The organism is Bacillus sp. 22475 (genome assembly GCF_052044835.1).
In the GTDB taxonomy this organism is placed as follows: Bacteria; Bacillota; Bacilli; order Bacillales; family Bacillaceae_G; genus Bacillus_A; species Bacillus_A cereus.
In genome coordinates this window covers 1-16462 of record NZ_JBQENW010000013.1, presented here as the reverse complement: position 1 = coordinate 16462, position 16462 = coordinate 1, and the positions used below count along the sequence as shown (strand labels likewise).

The following is a 16462-nucleotide window of genomic DNA, read 5'->3' as shown; positions in this document are numbered from 1 at the left end:
GGCTGTAAACATGAATATAAAGCAATCGTTCAAACTTTTAGCTATGTTTTTAAGTGTCTTATTTGTATTATTCCCACTTCAAAAAGCATTCGCAGAAGTTATGGATCATACAAAGTATGAAATGAATTGGAGTTATAGTAAGTCAAAGAAGAAACCAATTCGAACAGAACTTATTAAAACGGCAGATGGAAAAATTGCATTTTGCTTAAATGTAGATTTAAAATCTCCGAGCGGTCAAGATTTACCAGAAATGGGGAAAGTGGATATTAATGTGTACCGTGTACTGTTGAATGGATATCCACAAAAGAGCCCACAAGAATTAGGGGTATCTGATTGGAGAGAGGCGCATTACGCAACGCAGCTGGCAGTGTGGAATGCGTTAAAACAAATTGATGTTAATGATTTAGATTTCCGCAATAAAAATGTAGAGAAAGTAACGAAAGACATCGTTGCAAAAGCAAACGCTAGTGAAGAGTTACAAGAAATTACGATGAGTGTAACTCCTACAGAAGAACAAGAAGCAGTATTAAAAAATGATTTCTTTGAAACAGGTTTATATACGGTAGAAACAAATGCAAAAAGCGGAACGTATAAAGTGCAAGCAACAGGTGCACCAGCGGGCGTGAAATTTGCAAATGAAAAAGGCGAAACAAAAACAGAATTTAATGTAGGAGAGAAGTTCCGTATTTTAATTCCGAAACAAACACCAGCTGGTGGATTTAGCTTTAAAGTATCAGGAAATTTAACGAAACTACAAGGGATTGCGCATAAAGGTACACCGACTATTCAAAATGCAGTAGTATTACTTGAGCGTAGTGAAGAAAAAACAAGTCCAGAGTTAGCGGTAAGTTGGAAAAAGACTGAGGCTCCAAATAAACCAAATAAGCCATATACTCCAAATGAACCGCATAAACCGAATCAAAAGAGATAATGAGAAAGCATTGGCGTATGCCAATGCTTTTTCATATGAATTCTTTAAAAGTATATCAAGATAATAATTAATCAAGTGAAACACTATTTTAACGTTTTAAAAAGTATTGAAAAATAATAAAATGTAACAAAATCTAAACGTTAAAATAAATAGATTTTATTCACGAAATTGTAACATTATTCTAATTAGAGAGGCTATCAAACAAAGTGTAAAGCGTGTAAAATTCAGTTGGAAAAACTACCTATAGATGGTCATATATGAAGAAAATGTAAGATTCTGTTGCTATTTTTATTTTTAGATGTATAGATGACAATACTAAATGATATCTTTTACTATTCTCTTTTTATGTACGAAGAGAACTCAGCACAAATAGAGAGAAGTGAGGAGGACATATTACATAAAAATTTTACAATGTAAGAAAGCGAATACATGGAGAGAAATGCGGTAGTAATAGATACAGGTGCGCGAGGTGTTAGTCTATTCATTAAATGTTTTTATAAAGATAATAGGATTTTTTATTAAATGGATATACAGGATAGTTTCTCTAAATAAAGGAACAGGGGACACAGATTATGTTAAAGAAGAAAAAGAGTAGGGTATTAGTAGCTGGTATTTGTTTAGCTACGTTATTAACGCCATATGGACTTGAATTACCTAAGGTGTATGCAGAGATGACGATTGAAGATAAAGAGAAACAGCAAGAAGAGCGAGTGTATCAATTACTGCCAAAAGGTGATGTAGAAGGGATGCGTGAGTTGCATCAGCGTCGAATGAGTTTTTCTCCTTATGAGCCAACGGGCATTTATGTAAAGCCAGGTGAAGAAGTAGTTATTCAAGTAGAAGGGACTCAACAGATTAAAGCTTATATTGGTACATATTCTTATGAAAAAGAAGAACCTAAACAATTCAATTTAAATCCTGGTGAGAATAAAATTTCTTCTTCAAATGGGGGGCTATTATATTTTTATAATTATCACAACACAGGAGAAGTAGTCGCTAAAGTGAAAAAAGGCGGTACACCAAATCCTTTATTTATTTTAGGTAAGCATACGACAAAAGATTGGAAGCGTATGTTGGCAGAGAATCCTGATCCATATGCAATAGAAATGAAGGGAGAAAATAGTTTATTAACTATGCATCCTGAAACTGTGGCGGAACATTTGAAGCAAGAAGATCCAGCTGCGTTATTAAAGAAACACGATGAAATAATTAATATAGAACATAAGATATCAGGTTTATCAAAAGATGGTGCTGGTGTTGCGAATCAAGGTAAACATTCCATTCATTTTGTTGAAGACTGGTATACGGATAATTATATGTATGCGACTTATTATCGAACAGCTTATAGTAAAGGGAATTTAAAATCAGTACTAAATCTAGAAGAGTTAACTAATGATGGATGGGGGCCTTGGCATGAAGTGGGACATCAACATCAACAGGACACTTGGTTATGGGATGGACTTGGAGAAGTAACCGTTAATATTTATTCTTTGGCAGTTCAAACTACATTAGGGCATAAAACAAGGTTAGAGCAAGAGGGGCGCTATGAAGCTGCATTTGCTTATTTAGGTAAACCAGATGCACAAGAGAAGATGGATGTATTTGAGAAATTAGTTATGTTTTGGCAGTTATATTTAGCTTATGGGGATCAATTCTATCCGAATTTACATCAAATGTATCGTTTGTTACATGATACAGAATTGCCTAAATCTGATGAAGAGAAAAAGCAGATATTTATTTATATGACGTCAAAAGTGGCAGGACAAAATTTAATTCCTTTCTTTGATAAATGGGGATTAATTGCAAATGATGCTACGAGAGAAAAGATTGAAAAATTAAATTTACCAAAATTAGAAAAAGAAATTTGGTTATCTACAGATAGCAATCCAATTCGTGAAAAACAAATTGAGTTATATAAAGTTCCATATGGCGAGCCAAATAATGAAAAAATCCAAAGTGTAGTAATCGGTACTACATATAATGAGAAAAAAGCAAAAGAACTTGTCCAGAATTTAGGGGAAGGTGTAAAAACAACAGGTGTGATTAAACAAGGCAAGTCTGAAGTTGGAGAAAAAACTGTAAAAGTAGAAATTATAGATGAAAAAGGTAATAAGAATTTAATTCCGGTTGTAGCAAATGTTAGTTATGGTGATAGCTTAGTATTCAAAGGGCTCAATTATGATACTAATATTAAATCAATTGTAACACTGCAACATGATCAGAAAAAGTTTAGTGCGATAGCTGATTCAAATCCAGTGCACTATTATTTTAAAGAAGACACGTATTTTGAATTCTCATTACTAGACCAGAATGGAAATGAGAAAAAGAAAGCAACAGTAAAAGGTGTTGAAAATGCGGAAGAATTCGCGAAATCAATTAATGAATTAGAGTTCGAGTATGGTGATGTAGTAAAAGTGTATCACGCTGAATCAGATCGCTTTAATTGGTATCAAAATAATGACTTTATCGGACAAGGTAAGGCGAAGGTAGAGAAAGAATTATTATTTAAAGTAACAGAAAAGGGCTTTGAGAGAATGGAAGCCCAGCAAGAAGTAACAGCAGTACCACAAAAAGTAGTAATCGGAACAGACGCTGAAAAATTAGAAGCGAAAGACTTTGTTCAGGTGAAAGATGGAGAAGTACTCGGATTTGTAGAAAAACCGGATACAACAAAAATCGGTGAACAAAAAGTAAAAGTAGAAACGAAAGATCGTTTTGGGAATAAGAAAGTGACGGAAGTAGCTCTAACAGTAACGTATGGAGATAGCCTACTTGTATACGGATTAAGCTATGGCACTGACGATATGAAATCAATTATAACGTTACATCATGATACAAAGAAAATGAGTGCGACAGATACGAGTAATTTGATCCATGATTACTTTGGAGATGAGAAGTATTTTGAATTCACCTTGTACAATAAAGAGGGAAAAGAGAAGAAAAATATAGAGGTAAAAGGCTTGGAGAATACAGAAGCTTTTGCCAAGGAAGTAAATGGGTTAGCATTTGAATATGGAGATGTGGTGAAAGTGTATCATGCAGAATCTTCTCGCTTATATTGGTATCAAAAAGGTGTATATGAGGGAGAAGGGAAAAATAAAGAGATAAAGGAACTGCTTTTCAAAATTACTGAAAACGGATTTGAAAGATTGGAATCTGAGCAAACAGTAATAGTAAATCCACAAAAAGTGACAATTGGAACAGACGCTGAAAAATTAGAAGCGAAAAACTTTGTTCAAGTGAAAGATGGAGAAGTAATTGGGTTTGTAGAAAAACCGAATACGACAAAAATCGGTGAACAAAAAGTAAAAGTAGAAACGAAAGATCGTTTTGGGTACAAGAAAGTGACGGAAGTACCGTTAGAAGTGATTTACGGAGATAGTATTATGTTCTTCGGTACATGGGATGATGAAAGTAATATTAAGTCAGTTGTCACGTTAAAACATGAAGAAAAGAAATTCAGTACAACAGATTCAGAAAGTCCAATGCATACGTCATTTGCAGATGAGAAGTATATGGGGATGACTGTATACGATAAAGATGGAAAAGAGAAGAAAGCTCTATCAGTAAAAGCATCTGAGAATACAAAAGGATTTGCAGAACAATTCAACGGAATGGCGTTTGAATATGGGGATATGGTAAAGGTATACCAAAAAGAGTTTGATAGATTTAAAGTGTATAAAAAGAATGAACTAGTGAATACAGAGTACGGTGTTCATGAAGTAATCTTTAAAGTGACAGAGCATGGTTTCGAGAGAATGGAAGCGCAACAAGAAGTAACAGCAGTCCCACAAAAAGTAGTAATCGGAACGGACGCTGAAAAATTAGATGCGAAAGACTTTGTTCAAGTGAAAGATGGAGAAGTAATTGGTTTTGTAGAAAAACCGAATACGACAAAAATTGGTGAACAAAAAGTAAAAGTAGAAACAAAAGATCGTTTTGGAAATAAGAAAGTGACGGAAGTGCCCGTGGAAGTAACGTATGGGGATAGCATAGTATATCAAGGTGTGTCTAATGTAACACGTTCAATTGTTACGTTAAACTACGCTGAAAAGAAATTATATGCAACATTTACAAATGATGAGATTCATTATCGCTTTGTAAATGAACAGTATATAGGCCTTACGATTTATGATCAAAATGGAAATGAGAAAAAGCATGTAACGGCAGAAGGACAAGAGACTTCAAAGAATTTTGCTGGGCAAGTAAATGGAACAGCATTTGAGTATGGAGACGTGTTGAAAGTATACCATGCGGAACCGAGTCGTTTGAATTGGTACAAAAAGAATGTGCTAGATAAAAAAGAGGGTGCAATGAAGGGTGAAGAAATATCCTTTAAGATTACTCAAAATGGCTTAGAGCAAGTACGATAATAAGAAAAAGCTCGTAAAACATTATGTTTTACGAGCTTTTTTATTATTCAGCTTCAGAAACAACTGTGAAGCGTTCGTTTAGATGTTTTGGATTTTCGATTTCATCAAGTGCTGCAACAGCGAAGTCTTCGTAACTTACGTAGCTATCACCTTTTGAGTTAACAAGCAGGTTGTCTTTGCCAGTTGTATAAGAACCTGTGCGTTTTCCTAATGCAAATAGTGCAGAAGGGCTGATGAATGTCCAAGTAATATCGTTTGTTTGTTGCAGGATTTCTAAGTTTTTACCTTGGTTTTGAGCTGTTGCAAGGTATTCGCCAGGGAAACCTGGTGTCTCAAATACACGTGTTGTTTTCTCTTCGTCTACAAATAAGCTTCCAGCGCCACCAACTACAAGTAATTTTGTATTAGGTGCACCTTTCATAGCTTCAATTAGTACGTTTCCTGCATCTACGTGAAGGTGTTCTTGTCCTGCTGGAGCGCCAAATGCATTTACAACTACGTCGAATGCTTGTAGGTCGTTAGATGTAAGAGAAAATACGTCTTTTTCTAAAACTTTTACGTTTTCTTCTGTAATTTTTGCAGCGTTTCTTACGATTGCAGTTACTTCATGTCCACGATCTAATGCTTCTTTTAAAATACGACTTCCTGCTTTACCAGTTGCTCCGATAATTCCGATTTTCATAATAAATCCCTCCAAAGTGTTTTGTTAAATTGTATATCTGAAAGTGAATGAATGTATTGTAATTAGGTTTGTTACAGCCTGTTGTAATCATTATAGTTACAGGTTGGTGTTTTTGTCAATGGGGTAGTTTGTAGATTTATTTTTTGTTTTAGTATGCACAGTTAGAGGGAGGAGAGTCATAAAGATATTGTTACTTCGCGCTTGGCTAATATTTGGAAATTGCAAATTGTCGAAAAATGTTGATTTTTGAATGTTTTTTAAATATAATTCGTTTTATGGAGAAAAGGAGGGGTTAATTGTATGAATATTTTGGAACAATTCGTTTCATCAACGAATACGATTCTTTGGTCATATATTCTTATTGCAATGTTAATTGGTTTAGGGCTTTATTTTTCTATTAAATTAAAATTCGTACAACTTACTCATTTAGGGGAAATGATTCGTTTAATGAGTGATGGACTAACTGGCAAGACACGTAAAAAGGGCAGCGTATCATCGTTCCAAGCATTTTGTATGAGTTCTGCAGCTCGTATTGGTATCGGGAACTTAGCTGGTGTAGCGTTAGCTATTTCTATGGGAGGACCTGGGGCTGTATTTTGGATGTGGGTTATTGCGATTATCGGTGCGTCTTCAAGTTTCGTAGAAAGTACGCTTGCGCAAATTTATAAAATAAAAGATGGCAGTGGCTTCCGTGGTGGTCCTGCTTATTATATGGAAAAAGGTTTAAATAAACGTTGGATGGGGATTTGGTTCTCTATTCTGATTACAATTAGTTACGGTTTAATTTTCAACTCAGTACAAGCAAATACAGTAACATTAGCGTTTGAAAATGCATTTGGCTTAGAGCGTTATATTGTTGGTATTGTATTAGCTGCATTAGTTGGGGTTATTATTTTTGGTGGTGTAAAAAGTATTGCACGTATGTCGGAAATGATTGTTCCGCCAATGGCGCTTATTTATATTGCAGTAGCGATTTTTGTTGTCATTAAAAACTTCTATTTAATACCAGATGTGTTTACGGAAATCTTTAAAGGTGCATTCGGTTTAGATTCAGCTGTAGGTGGCGGTATCGGTGCTGCGATGAAATATGGTATTCAGCGCGGATTATTTGCGAACGAAGCAGGTATGGGTAGTGCGCCGAACGCGGCAGCAACAGCTGATGTAACGCATCCAGCAAAACAAGGTTTTATTCAAACGATTGGAGTATTAGTAGATACATTCTTAGTATGTACATCAACAGCATTTATCGTACTGTGTTCTGGTGCGTATAAAGCAACGAATTTAGAAGGTATTGAATTAACACAAAATGCATTAAGTTCACAAATTGGCCCATGGGCGAGCAGTTTCTTAGCGATTATTATTTTCTTATTTGCATTTAGTTCACTTCTAGGAAACTACTATTATGGTGAAACAAATATTGAATTTATTAAGCAAAGCAAAACGTGGTTAACAATTTACCGTATTGCGGTAGTTGGAATGGTATTATTCGGTTCTGTTGCGACGCTTCAAGTTGTATGGAATATGGCAGACTTATTTATGGGTCTAATGGTAATCACGAACTTAATTGCGATTACACTTCTTGGCCGATTTGCGTATGCAGCATTGGCAGACTATGTAAGGCAAAAGAAACAAGGGAAAGATCCAGTCTTCAGTGCAGATTCTATTCCTGGTTTAACGAATACAGAGTGCTGGGATAAGTCAGCGGTAACAGATAAAGAAAAAGCAGTGTAATTGAAAAGGTGAGCATCGAGGTAAATTCGATGCTCGCCTTTTTTTGTTGTAGTAAATGATGAAAAGGGTGAGAGGTAATTATCAATATAACTTTTTTTGTTTGTTTCTCTCGTTATTTATGGGGAACGTACTATTTTAAAAGTATGACTGGTCGAAGAGGATAAATGATTGAGTATTGGATAAATGCATGTAATAGCTATATTTTTATGAAAAAAAGCACGTATGTTAAGATGGTTAACATACTAATGTCATAAAACCTTACATAAAGTTCTTGATTACTTAAAGTTTTTAGAATATAATTTTCTTATTGTTAGGAAGAGGGGGCAATGCAATTATGGATTTTTTAGCTAAGGTAATTGGGGATATAAATAATGTCCTTTGGTCATATATCATTATTGCGATGTTAATTGGGTTAGGACTTTACTTTTCGTTTCGTGTGAAATTTGTCCAAGTTCGTTACTTCGGTGAAATGATTCGATTGCTTGGGGATGGGGCAAGTTCGAAAACGCGGAAGGCACAAAAAGAGAAGAGTGGTGTATCATCATTCCAAGCGTTTTGTATGAGTACAGCTTCTCGTGTAGGTACTGGTAACTTAGCTGGTGTAGCTATTGCGATCTCAGCAGGTGGTTCAGGAGCAGTATTTTGGATGTGGTTAATTGCGGTAATTGGGGGTGCTTCTGCATTTGTAGAGAGCACATTAGCGCAAATTTATAAAGTAAAAGATGGGAATGCATTCCGTGGGGGCCCAGCGTATTATATGGAAAAGGGTTTAAAGAAACGCTGGTTAGGTGTTGTGTTCTCTGTTCTAATAACAGTAAGTTTCGGATTGATTTTTAACGCTGTACAGTCTAATACTGTAGCAGCTGCCTTTGATGGTGCATTTAAAACAGATAGCAGATTAGTGGGTCTTGTTATGGCTGGTTTACTTGCAGTTATTATTTTCGGCGGAGTAAAACGAATTGCTCGCGCGGTTGAAATGATTGTTCCAGTAATGGCAATTATTTATGTAGCAGTGGCATTATTCGTTGTTGTAACAAACATTACGGCAATTCCATATGTATTTAAAGAAATTTTCTTACATGCTTTCGGAATTAAAGAAGTAGTAGGCGGAGGATTAGGAGCTGCGATTTTATTAGGGGTAAAACGTGGATTATTCTCAAATGAAGCAGGTATGGGTAGTGCGCCAAACGCAGCAGCGACTGCAAACGTAACGCACCCAGTTAAACAAGGTTTCATTCAAACTTTAGGGGTATTTACAGATACATTATTAATTTGTAGTTGTACAGCATTTATCATTCTTTTATCAGACGTGCATAATGCAGCTGATTTAAATGGAATTCAATTAACGCAGCAAGCATTAAGCCAACATATCGGACCGTGGGCGTCTATATTTGTAGCGGTTGCAATCTTCTTGTTTGCATTTAGTTCATTAGTAGGTAACTACTACTATGGTGAAACAAATATTGAGTTCTTAAATGGAAGTAAAGTGTTACTAAATGCTTATCGAATTGCTGTACTTGGTATGGTTATGTTAGGTTCTGTAGCAACAATTCAAATCGTTTGGGATGTAGCAGATTTATTCATGGGTATTATGGCTGTTATTAACTTAGTGGCGATTGTATTCCTTTCTAAGTATGCTTTTGCGGCATTATCAGATTACGTAAAGCAAAAGAAACAAGGAAAAGATCCGGTATTCTATGCGGAGTCTATTCCAGGTTTGAAAAATACAGAGTGCTGGGATAAGCCAGCGGTAGCTGATAAAGAAAAAGCAGTATAATGAGGTGAGCATCAAGTGAAACTTGATGCTCATTTTTTGTTGGTTCAGTTATTTATGTGAAGTGAAACTCCTGATCATTAAAGTTTCGCTTTATAATGAAAAAGACGAACATTCATGAATGTTTCATAATAAAATGTATTTTTTTAAGAAAAGTGCGGATATGAGTTGTAATTTATGTTAGAATGGAAAATGCCTTTGAAATAAGAGGTTTTATGATCTTTCCTATCCGATTGAAGATTTTGGAGGGGAAATGGAAAGTTCGGATTATTTCTTGTTTCGAATGGTCAGACGTTCAACGTTAATGAAGAGTTAAATGGAGGATTTTATTAATGAAGTTTGTTATGTTCCTTGTAGGATTACTCGTTGTATTTGTACTCGGTTTTCTTATAAGTGCCGATCGAAAGAAGATTAAGTATAAACCAATCGCAATTATGCTTATTATTCAGCTAGTATTATCTTATTTCTTATTAAATACACAAGTTGGTTATATTTTAGTAAAAGGAATTTCAGATGGATTTGGCGCACTTCTTGGATATGCGGAAGCTGGAATCGTTTTCGTATTTGGTGGTCTTGTTAATAAAGGAGAGGTTTCATTCTTCTTAACAGCGCTATTACCAATCGTATTCTTTGCGGTTTTAATCGGAATTCTGCAACACTTTAAAATTTTACCGATATTTATTCGTGCTATTGGTACGTTGTTAAGTAAAGTAAATGGTCTAGGAAAACTAGAATCATATAACGCAGTAGCAGCTGCCATTGTTGGACAAGCAGAAGTATTTATTACAGTAAAAGATCAATTAAGTAAAATCCCAAAACATCGTTTATATACATTATGTGCATCTTCTATGTCGACAGTGTCGATGTCAATCGTTGGTTCTTATATGAAAATGATCGAACCGAAATATGTAGTAACAGCACTTGTATTAAATTTATTTAGTGGTTTCATTATCATTCATATTATTAACCCGTACGATATTACAGAAGAAGAAGATACACTGAAATTAGAAAATAAGAAAAAACAATCATTCTTTGAAATGCTGAGCGAGTACATTATGCTTGGTTTCACGATTGCAATTACAGTAGCAGCTATGTTACTCGGTTTCGTAGCATTAATTACAGCAATTAATAGCTTGTTTGATTCAATGTTCGGTATTACATTCCAAGCTATTTTAGGATATATTTTCTCACCATTAGCATTCGTAATGGGTATCCCGCAAGCTGAGATGGTAACAGCGGGACAAATTATGGCAACAAAATTAGTATCAAACGAGTTTGTTGCGATGCTTGATCTTGGTAAAGTAGCTGGTGATTTATCGGCTCGTACAGTTGGTATTCTTTCTGTATTCCTTGTATCATTTGCGAACTTCTCATCTATCGGAATTATCGCAGGTGCAACGAAAGGTATCGATGAAAATCAATCAAATGTTGTATCATCATTCGGTTTACGCCTTGTGTACGGTGCGACATTAGTAAGTATTCTATCAGCGATTATCGTTGGTGTTATGTTATAAAAAAAGGATGGCTCTAGCTCATAGCTAGGGCTATTTTTTTATGGTAAATTTGCATGAAAAAACCAATTAATTAGGAATATATTAACATATAAAAATCTTTTAAAATTTATATTGCATTTCACCTAGATAACGCTTACAATTTGATTTGTAGGTGGTATCAATTTCAGACTTTCAAGTATGGTAGGAGAGAAGAAGCTACCTTTTATAAATTGCAATTTATGTAAACGCTTACTGATTTTAGATGACAGTTGAATAGTTTTAGGGGTTTTAAATTTTTTTAACAACAATGGTCAGACGTCATTCGTTATACGTTATACGACCAATAATTCGTGGGAGAAGTGGGGGATTCACATATGAAAATAGTAATGTTTCTAGTCGGTTTACTTGTAGTGTTTGTACTAGGTTTCCTTATCAGTTCAGATCGTAAGAAGATTAAATATAAACCAATTGCACTTATGCTTGTTATTCAATTGGTACTTGCGTATTTCTTACTAAATACAAAGGTCGGATTTGTATTAGTAAAAGGGATCGCAGATGGATTTGGTTCTATTTTAAAATTTGCGGAAGCTGGGGTTAATTTCGTATTTGGTGGTCTAGCAAACGATGGACAAGCACCATTCTTCTTAACAGTATTATTACCGATTATTTTCTTAGCAGTATTAATCGGGATTCTGCAACATATTAAAGTTTTACCGATTATCATTCGTGCAGTCGGTTTCCTATTAAGTAAAGTTAACGGTTTAGGAAAACTAGAATCATATAATGCGGTAGCAGCTGCAATCGTTGGTCAAGGGGAAGTATTCATTACAGTAAAAGATCAACTAAGCAAATTACCGAAAAATCGTTTATACACACTTTGTGCATCTTCAATGTCTACAGTATCGATGTCAATTGTCGGTTCTTATATGAAAATGATTGATCCAAAATATGTAGTAACAGCACTTGTATTAAACTTATTCAGTGGATTCATTATCGTTCATATCATTAATCCATATGAAGTAAAAGAAGAAGACGATATTTTAGAATTACAAGAAGACAAGAAACAAACATTCTTTGAAATGTTAGGCGAATATATTATGCTTGGTTTCTCAATCGCTGTAACAGTAGCGGCGATGTTAATCGGTTTCGTGGCATTAATTACAGCAATTAATGGTGTATTCGATTCAATTTTCGGAATCACATTCCAAAGCATTTTAGGATATATCTTCTCACCATTAGCATTCGTAATGGGTATTCCAACATCAGAGATGTTACAAGCAGGACAAATTATGGCAACAAAATTAGTAACGAACGAATTCGTTGCAATGCTTGACCTTGGAAAAGTAGCTGGCGATTTATCAGCTCGTACAGTAGGTATTTTATCTATCTTCCTTGTATCATTTGCGAACTTCTCATCTATCGGAATTATCGCAGGTGCAACGAAGAGTATCGATGGCAAACAAGCAAACGTTGTATCATCATTCGGTTTAAAACTTGTATACGGTGCAACGTTAGTAAGTATATTATCAGCGATTATCGTTGGGGTTATGCTTTAATAAATCAAGAAAAGCAATGAGCGTAGGCTCATTGCTTTTTTTGTTTAACTTGCTTTATCCAAGTCTCTTTTAAAACGTGGTTTCTCTAAATAAGTTCCCAGTCTCCAGACATATTCCACTGGCCCCATTCGGTATTTCTGGAGCTAACGAATAATTGAATCGTATAAATTCCGATGGTTAAAAGAATACCGAAGAAATAGCCGATTTTCCCGTATAAGCCAAATCCATATGCGTAAAAAATGGTTGTTGCGATAATAGATTGCGCTAAGTAATTACTAACGGACATTTTCCCCATGTTCGCCATGTATGTTAGTAGACGGGTTGCTTTTTTGTAATGGAATAATAAAATGATTGTGCTTCCGTAAAAGAAGGTCATAGTTACTGGTGTAAGGCCATCTTGTAACATAATTAAAACCGGGTGTTTTATGAACATAGCTAAGATTTTAATTGTAAAAGAGAAGAGACCGGTGGCAAACCATATTTTTTTGACAGCAGGTATATGTTTACTGACCTCAAATAGCCAGCCTTTTTTCCCTACATACATTCCGAGTAGGAACAGTGGAGACATAAAAATTATTGCGAAAACTGATATGAAAAATAATCCGAATGCACCGTCAATTCCCATGTAATCAAAAGGATTTTCAGTCAATCTAAAGTTGACGTGATCCATATAGCTTCCAGTTTGATGGACTTTATGTTCTTTTTCAGTATAAGGTGCGAAATCATTTATATTTGTAGATGGATCAGTTTGATAAGACATAAGTGTAGTAAGTGCGAGTAGAATAATCGCCCAAATAAGCAAAGTTTTCGGTTTTCGATTGATGAATATCATTAAAAAAATCCCGATTATTCCGTATGCAAATAAAATATCTCCCTCCCAAACAAAAGTGCCATGAATGTAGCCGAGTAGTAAAAGAATGATAATACGTCTTATGTATGTGGGGAAGAATTTTTTTCCTTTTGCGATAATACTTTTTTGTAACAAAATAATGCTAAGCCCAAATAGAAAAGAAAATAGGGATATAAAGTTATGTGTGCCGAAAAATTGAATAAACCAATTAGCACCTTTATCAAGATCGCCAAATAGATAAGTTGGTTTTTCACTGGTGAAGAAACCAAATTGAATTAATGTCATATTGACTAGTAAAATGCCAAACAAAGCGAAACCACGAATTGCATCAACAGCTTCTACACGTTGATTCATTTTTCCTCTCCTCGTATATTCGTTTTTATATTGAAAATAATACCATTTTATATCTGGCACTATGTCAAATATGAGGAAATTTAAGGTGATTTTAAGATAGAGAGCAATCAAAAAAATCACCTTAATACATGTATTAAGGTGATTGAAATATTACTCAGCTGGAGGCGTAAATGTACGTTTCTCTAATTCAGCATCTAGCATAAATAGTGCGTTTGAATCGCTTGTAATACGTTTTAGTTTTTGGATGATGCTATCGAATGAAGCTTCTTCTTCAACTTGTTCGTCAACGAACCATTTTAAGAATGTAATTGTTGCATGTTCACGCTCGTCCCAAGCGATATCAGATAAGTTGTAAATACGTTTCGTTACTTCACGCTCGTGCTCAAGTGCGACTTCAAAAGCGTTTAATACAGATTTGTATTCGTTATTCGGATTATCAAATCCAGTAATAATAGCGCGCTCTCCGCGGTCATTAATATAGTTGTAAAGCTTCATTGCGTGGAAACGTTCTTCTTCAGCTTGTACAAGGAAAAAGTTAGCGAATCCATCATAGCTCTCAGCTGTACAGTAAGCAGCCATTGCCATATAAGCATGGGCAGAGTAAAATTCAAAGTTCATTTGTTCATTTAATGCGTCGTGCAATTTTTTTGATAACATAAAATCCCCCTTAGTATTGTGACAAGAATATTATACCATAATTGATAATATTCTCATTTAGATACTTCGAACCTTTTCGAAAGCTTTGTGACGTGTGCGTCCATAATATCTTGTAAGTCTAAATCATATTTTTGCGAAAGAATAATAAGGTTAGATAGTACATCGCCAAGTTCTTCTTTTAGTTCTTGTTTTAGCTCTTCTTCTGTTTTCGCATCTTCATCAGGGCGATCGCGGCCGATTTCAATAGCGCGAACGACTCGTGAAACTTCCCCAACTTCCTCGGTTAAGAAATTTAAGCGAATAAAGGCATTATACTGTGACCAGCTTCGTTTTTCGTAAAATTCCTCAACCCATCTTTGGAATGCAACGATATCCATTTCTTCCTCATCTCCTCAATATGTTGTACAATGTTCATTGTATCATAACAATATATAGTTTCGGGGTGTAGGGATGAGAAAGATTTGTGTGTTTGCAGGTTCTAATTTAGGGGAGAGACCAGAATTCAAAGAGCAGGCAATTCAATTAGGTAAAATGTTTGTTGAGAACGACTATGAGCTCGTATACGGTGGTTCATGTGTCGGATTAATGGGAGAAGTAGCAAACGAAGTTCTTCGTTTAGGTGGACGTGTAACAGGTGTTATGCCGCGCGGTCTATTTCGAGGAGAGATTGTGCATACAGGATTAACAGAATTAATTGAAGTAGAAACAATGCACGAACGTAAAGCGAAAATGGCAGAGCTTGCGGATGCTTTTATTGCGCTTCCAGGCGGATACGGAACGTTTGAAGAACTATTTGAAGTTGTATGTTGGTCGCAAATTGGTATACATAATAAGCCAGTTGGTTTATTAAACATAAAAGGTTTTTACGGACCAATTTTGCAAATGGTTGAATGTGCAGCAGAAGAAGGATTTATGAATCCATCAAATAAAGAGTTAATCGTTTCAGCTGAGACAGCAGATAAACTAATTCATGCAATCCAAAATTATGAGCGTCCTATTTTGGGAACGAAGTGGAAGCAACTATCATAGCAAATACGGAAACACATGTCGTTTTAATTTAAGATGGCATGTGTTTTTAATTTGGTTAAATATGTTAATGTTTAGATGTAATGTTTTGGGGAAAGGAGAAATAGATGGAGGAGTTCGTATATTTACGTCCGGTTTTTAAAAGTATTTTAGCAGCGTCTATTCTTGTTATGCTAATTGTTTTGAGACAGAAGAAAGAGTTGATTAATGAATTTTCGCTTTGGTTTATCTCGGTATTGTGTATCGGTGTTTCCGCGATAACGTTGTTTATGTCCGGATTTATCGTTGATGAGTATAATCTAGGTGGAGATCCACAATCGTTTTGTATGTTTATTGCGATTGGTTGTATTAGTGGTCTGAATTTCATTATTTATTACAGAAGGCAATAAAAGAGGCATTCCATATTACTTTGGAATGCCTTTATCATTTTGCTTGCTTTGTTTTTTATACAGGTACCAGCCACCCCAGCCGCCACCAATTGCTACGACAACGAGGAAAGCATAGTCCTTAACCTCGACACGTATATTGAAAATATTAGCTATAAGTAAGAGAATCCCAACTGTTATTAACGCAAAAAATGCTCTAATTAAGTAGTCTTTCAACTGAACCACTCCCGTCATTTAAGTAGTAAATGATGAATTTGGAAAAGCTAAAGGGTGTTTCCTATATTTTAACATAGATGAGATTGTAATATATTGATAAAAGTAGGGGAGAGGGGCGCTGATATTGTCGTGATTTGTCGGCAAATTGATATCCTTTGTCAAATCGCTGATATATTGCGGGTAATGATCGATATAATGAAAAAATCGTTGATATAATTTCGTGTACCGTTAAGTGCGACCATTACATAAAAAAGCGACTCTAAACGAGCCGCTTCCGCTTTTACATAATATCCAGCTCCAGCGGCTAGAATCTCCGGTCATTTCGCTCTCTCGCTCGAAGCAAAAAGCGCTTCAAGGTCGAGAGCTCCAATGCCCTGCGATTCTGAGCGAGCCGCTTCCGCTTTTAATTGATATCCAGCTCCAGCGGCTAGAA

At 35.3% G+C, this 16462-nt stretch carries 12 protein-coding genes and 1 pseudogene; 8 read left to right on the top strand and 5 right to left on the bottom strand.

Annotation, left to right across the window (positions count from 1 at the left end):
- Positions 1-10: 10 nt before the first annotated feature.
- Positions 11-931, top strand: coding sequence for a thioester domain-containing protein (locus ACTJJY_RS19620; protein ID WP_440606338.1), 921 nt, complete (start codon positions 11-13; stop codon positions 929-931).
- Positions 932-1503: 572 nt separating this feature from the next.
- Positions 1504-5304: a putative mucin/carbohydrate-binding domain-containing protein gene (locus ACTJJY_RS19615; protein WP_440606337.1), complete on the top strand. Its 3801-nt coding sequence runs from the start codon at positions 1504-1506 to the stop codon at positions 5302-5304.
- A gap of 43 nt (positions 5305-5347) precedes the next feature.
- Here the strand turns inward: ACTJJY_RS19615 and ACTJJY_RS19610 are convergent, their stop codons facing one another.
- On the bottom strand, positions 5348-5986 hold the full coding sequence (locus ACTJJY_RS19610) for an NAD(P)-dependent oxidoreductase (protein ID WP_440606336.1): 639 nt from the start codon (positions 5984-5986) through the stop codon (positions 5348-5350).
- A 300-nt stretch (positions 5987-6286) separates the two neighbouring features.
- On the opposite strand from ACTJJY_RS19610, the gene ACTJJY_RS19605 reads away from it, so the two are divergent.
- The 4 genes from ACTJJY_RS19605 (at position 6287) to ACTJJY_RS19590 (ending at position 12540) form a co-directional block, all read left to right on the top strand.
- Complete coding sequence (locus ACTJJY_RS19605) at positions 6287-7717, top strand: alanine/glycine:cation symporter family protein (RefSeq protein WP_016079792.1); 1431 nt, start codon at positions 6287-6289, stop codon at positions 7715-7717.
- A gap of 334 nt (positions 7718-8051) precedes the next feature.
- A complete protein-coding gene (locus ACTJJY_RS19600) occupies positions 8052-9494 on the top strand; it encodes an alanine/glycine:cation symporter family protein (RefSeq protein WP_440606335.1) in 1443 nt (480 codons plus the stop codon).
- A 329-nt stretch (positions 9495-9823) separates the two neighbouring features.
- Positions 9824-11005 (top strand): NupC/NupG family nucleoside CNT transporter, encoded by a 1182-nt coding sequence (locus tag ACTJJY_RS19595; RefSeq protein ID WP_000673845.1) that lies wholly within the window; start codon positions 9824-9826, stop codon positions 11003-11005.
- A gap of 353 nt (positions 11006-11358) precedes the next feature.
- Entirely contained in the window at positions 11359-12540 is a 1182-nt protein-coding gene (locus tag ACTJJY_RS19590; RefSeq protein WP_000706853.1) for a NupC/NupG family nucleoside CNT transporter, read from the top strand.
- A 44-nt stretch (positions 12541-12584) separates the two neighbouring features.
- Here the strand turns inward: ACTJJY_RS19590 and ACTJJY_RS19585 are convergent.
- The 3 genes and pseudogenes from ACTJJY_RS19585 to ACTJJY_RS19575 form a co-directional block, all read right to left on the bottom strand.
- A pseudogene (locus ACTJJY_RS19585) lies at positions 12585-13744 on the bottom strand (DUF418 domain-containing protein).
- A 150-nt stretch (positions 13745-13894) separates the two neighbouring features.
- Positions 13895-14401, bottom strand: coding sequence for a ferritin (locus ACTJJY_RS19580; protein WP_000949404.1), 507 nt, complete (start codon positions 14399-14401; stop codon positions 13895-13897).
- Between the two features lie 53 nt (positions 14402-14454).
- Complete coding sequence (locus tag ACTJJY_RS19575; protein WP_000355749.1) at positions 14455-14778, bottom strand: MazG nucleotide pyrophosphohydrolase domain-containing protein; 324 nt, start codon at positions 14776-14778, stop codon at positions 14455-14457.
- An 88-nt stretch (positions 14779-14866) separates the two neighbouring features.
- On the opposite strand from ACTJJY_RS19575, the gene ACTJJY_RS19570 reads away from it, so the two are divergent.
- On the top strand, positions 14867-15430 hold the full coding sequence (locus ACTJJY_RS19570) for a TIGR00730 family Rossman fold protein (protein WP_440606374.1): 564 nt from the start codon (positions 14867-14869) through the stop codon (positions 15428-15430).
- A 104-nt stretch (positions 15431-15534) separates the two neighbouring features.
- Positions 15535-15816 carry a hypothetical protein gene (locus ACTJJY_RS19565; protein WP_000390910.1) on the top strand — a complete coding sequence of 94 codons (282 nt, stop codon included), beginning with the start codon at positions 15535-15537 and terminating at the stop codon, positions 15814-15816.
- A 15-nt stretch (positions 15817-15831) separates the two neighbouring features.
- Here the strand turns inward: ACTJJY_RS19565 and ACTJJY_RS19560 are convergent, their stop codons facing one another.
- Positions 15832-16029 carry a hypothetical protein gene (locus tag ACTJJY_RS19560; RefSeq protein WP_113302765.1) on the bottom strand — a complete coding sequence of 66 codons (198 nt, stop codon included), beginning with the start codon at positions 16027-16029 and terminating at the stop codon, positions 15832-15834.
- Between the last annotated feature and the right edge of the window lie 433 nt (positions 16030-16462).

Bases quoted from the DNA above. Each gene is read 5' to 3' on its own strand.
- ACTJJY_RS19600 (WP_440606335.1), top strand. From the start codon at position 8,052: ATGGATTTTTTAGCTAAGGTAATTGGGGATATAAATAATGTCCTTTGG.
- ACTJJY_RS19605 (WP_016079792.1), top strand. From the start codon at position 6,287: ATGAATATTTTGGAACAATTCGTTTCATCAACGAATACGATTCTTTGG.
- ACTJJY_RS19580 (WP_000949404.1), bottom strand. From the start codon at position 14,401: ATGTTATCAAAAAAATTGCACGACGCATTAAATGAACAAATGAACTTT.
- ACTJJY_RS19620 (WP_440606338.1), top strand. From the start codon at position 11: ATGAATATAAAGCAATCGTTCAAACTTTTAGCTATGTTTTTAAGTGTC.
- ACTJJY_RS19595 (WP_000673845.1), top strand. From the start codon at position 9,824: ATGAAGTTTGTTATGTTCCTTGTAGGATTACTCGTTGTATTTGTACTC.
- ACTJJY_RS19610 (WP_440606336.1), bottom strand. From the start codon at position 5,986: ATGAAAATCGGAATTATCGGAGCAACTGGTAAAGCAGGAAGTCGTATT.
- ACTJJY_RS19575 (WP_000355749.1), bottom strand. From the start codon at position 14,778: ATGGATATCGTTGCATTCCAAAGATGGGTTGAGGAATTTTACGAAAAA.
- ACTJJY_RS19590 (WP_000706853.1), top strand. From the start codon at position 11,359: ATGAAAATAGTAATGTTTCTAGTCGGTTTACTTGTAGTGTTTGTACTA.
- ACTJJY_RS19615 (WP_440606337.1), top strand. From the start codon at position 1,504: ATGTTAAAGAAGAAAAAGAGTAGGGTATTAGTAGCTGGTATTTGTTTA.
- ACTJJY_RS19565 (WP_000390910.1), top strand. From the start codon at position 15,535: ATGGAGGAGTTCGTATATTTACGTCCGGTTTTTAAAAGTATTTTAGCA.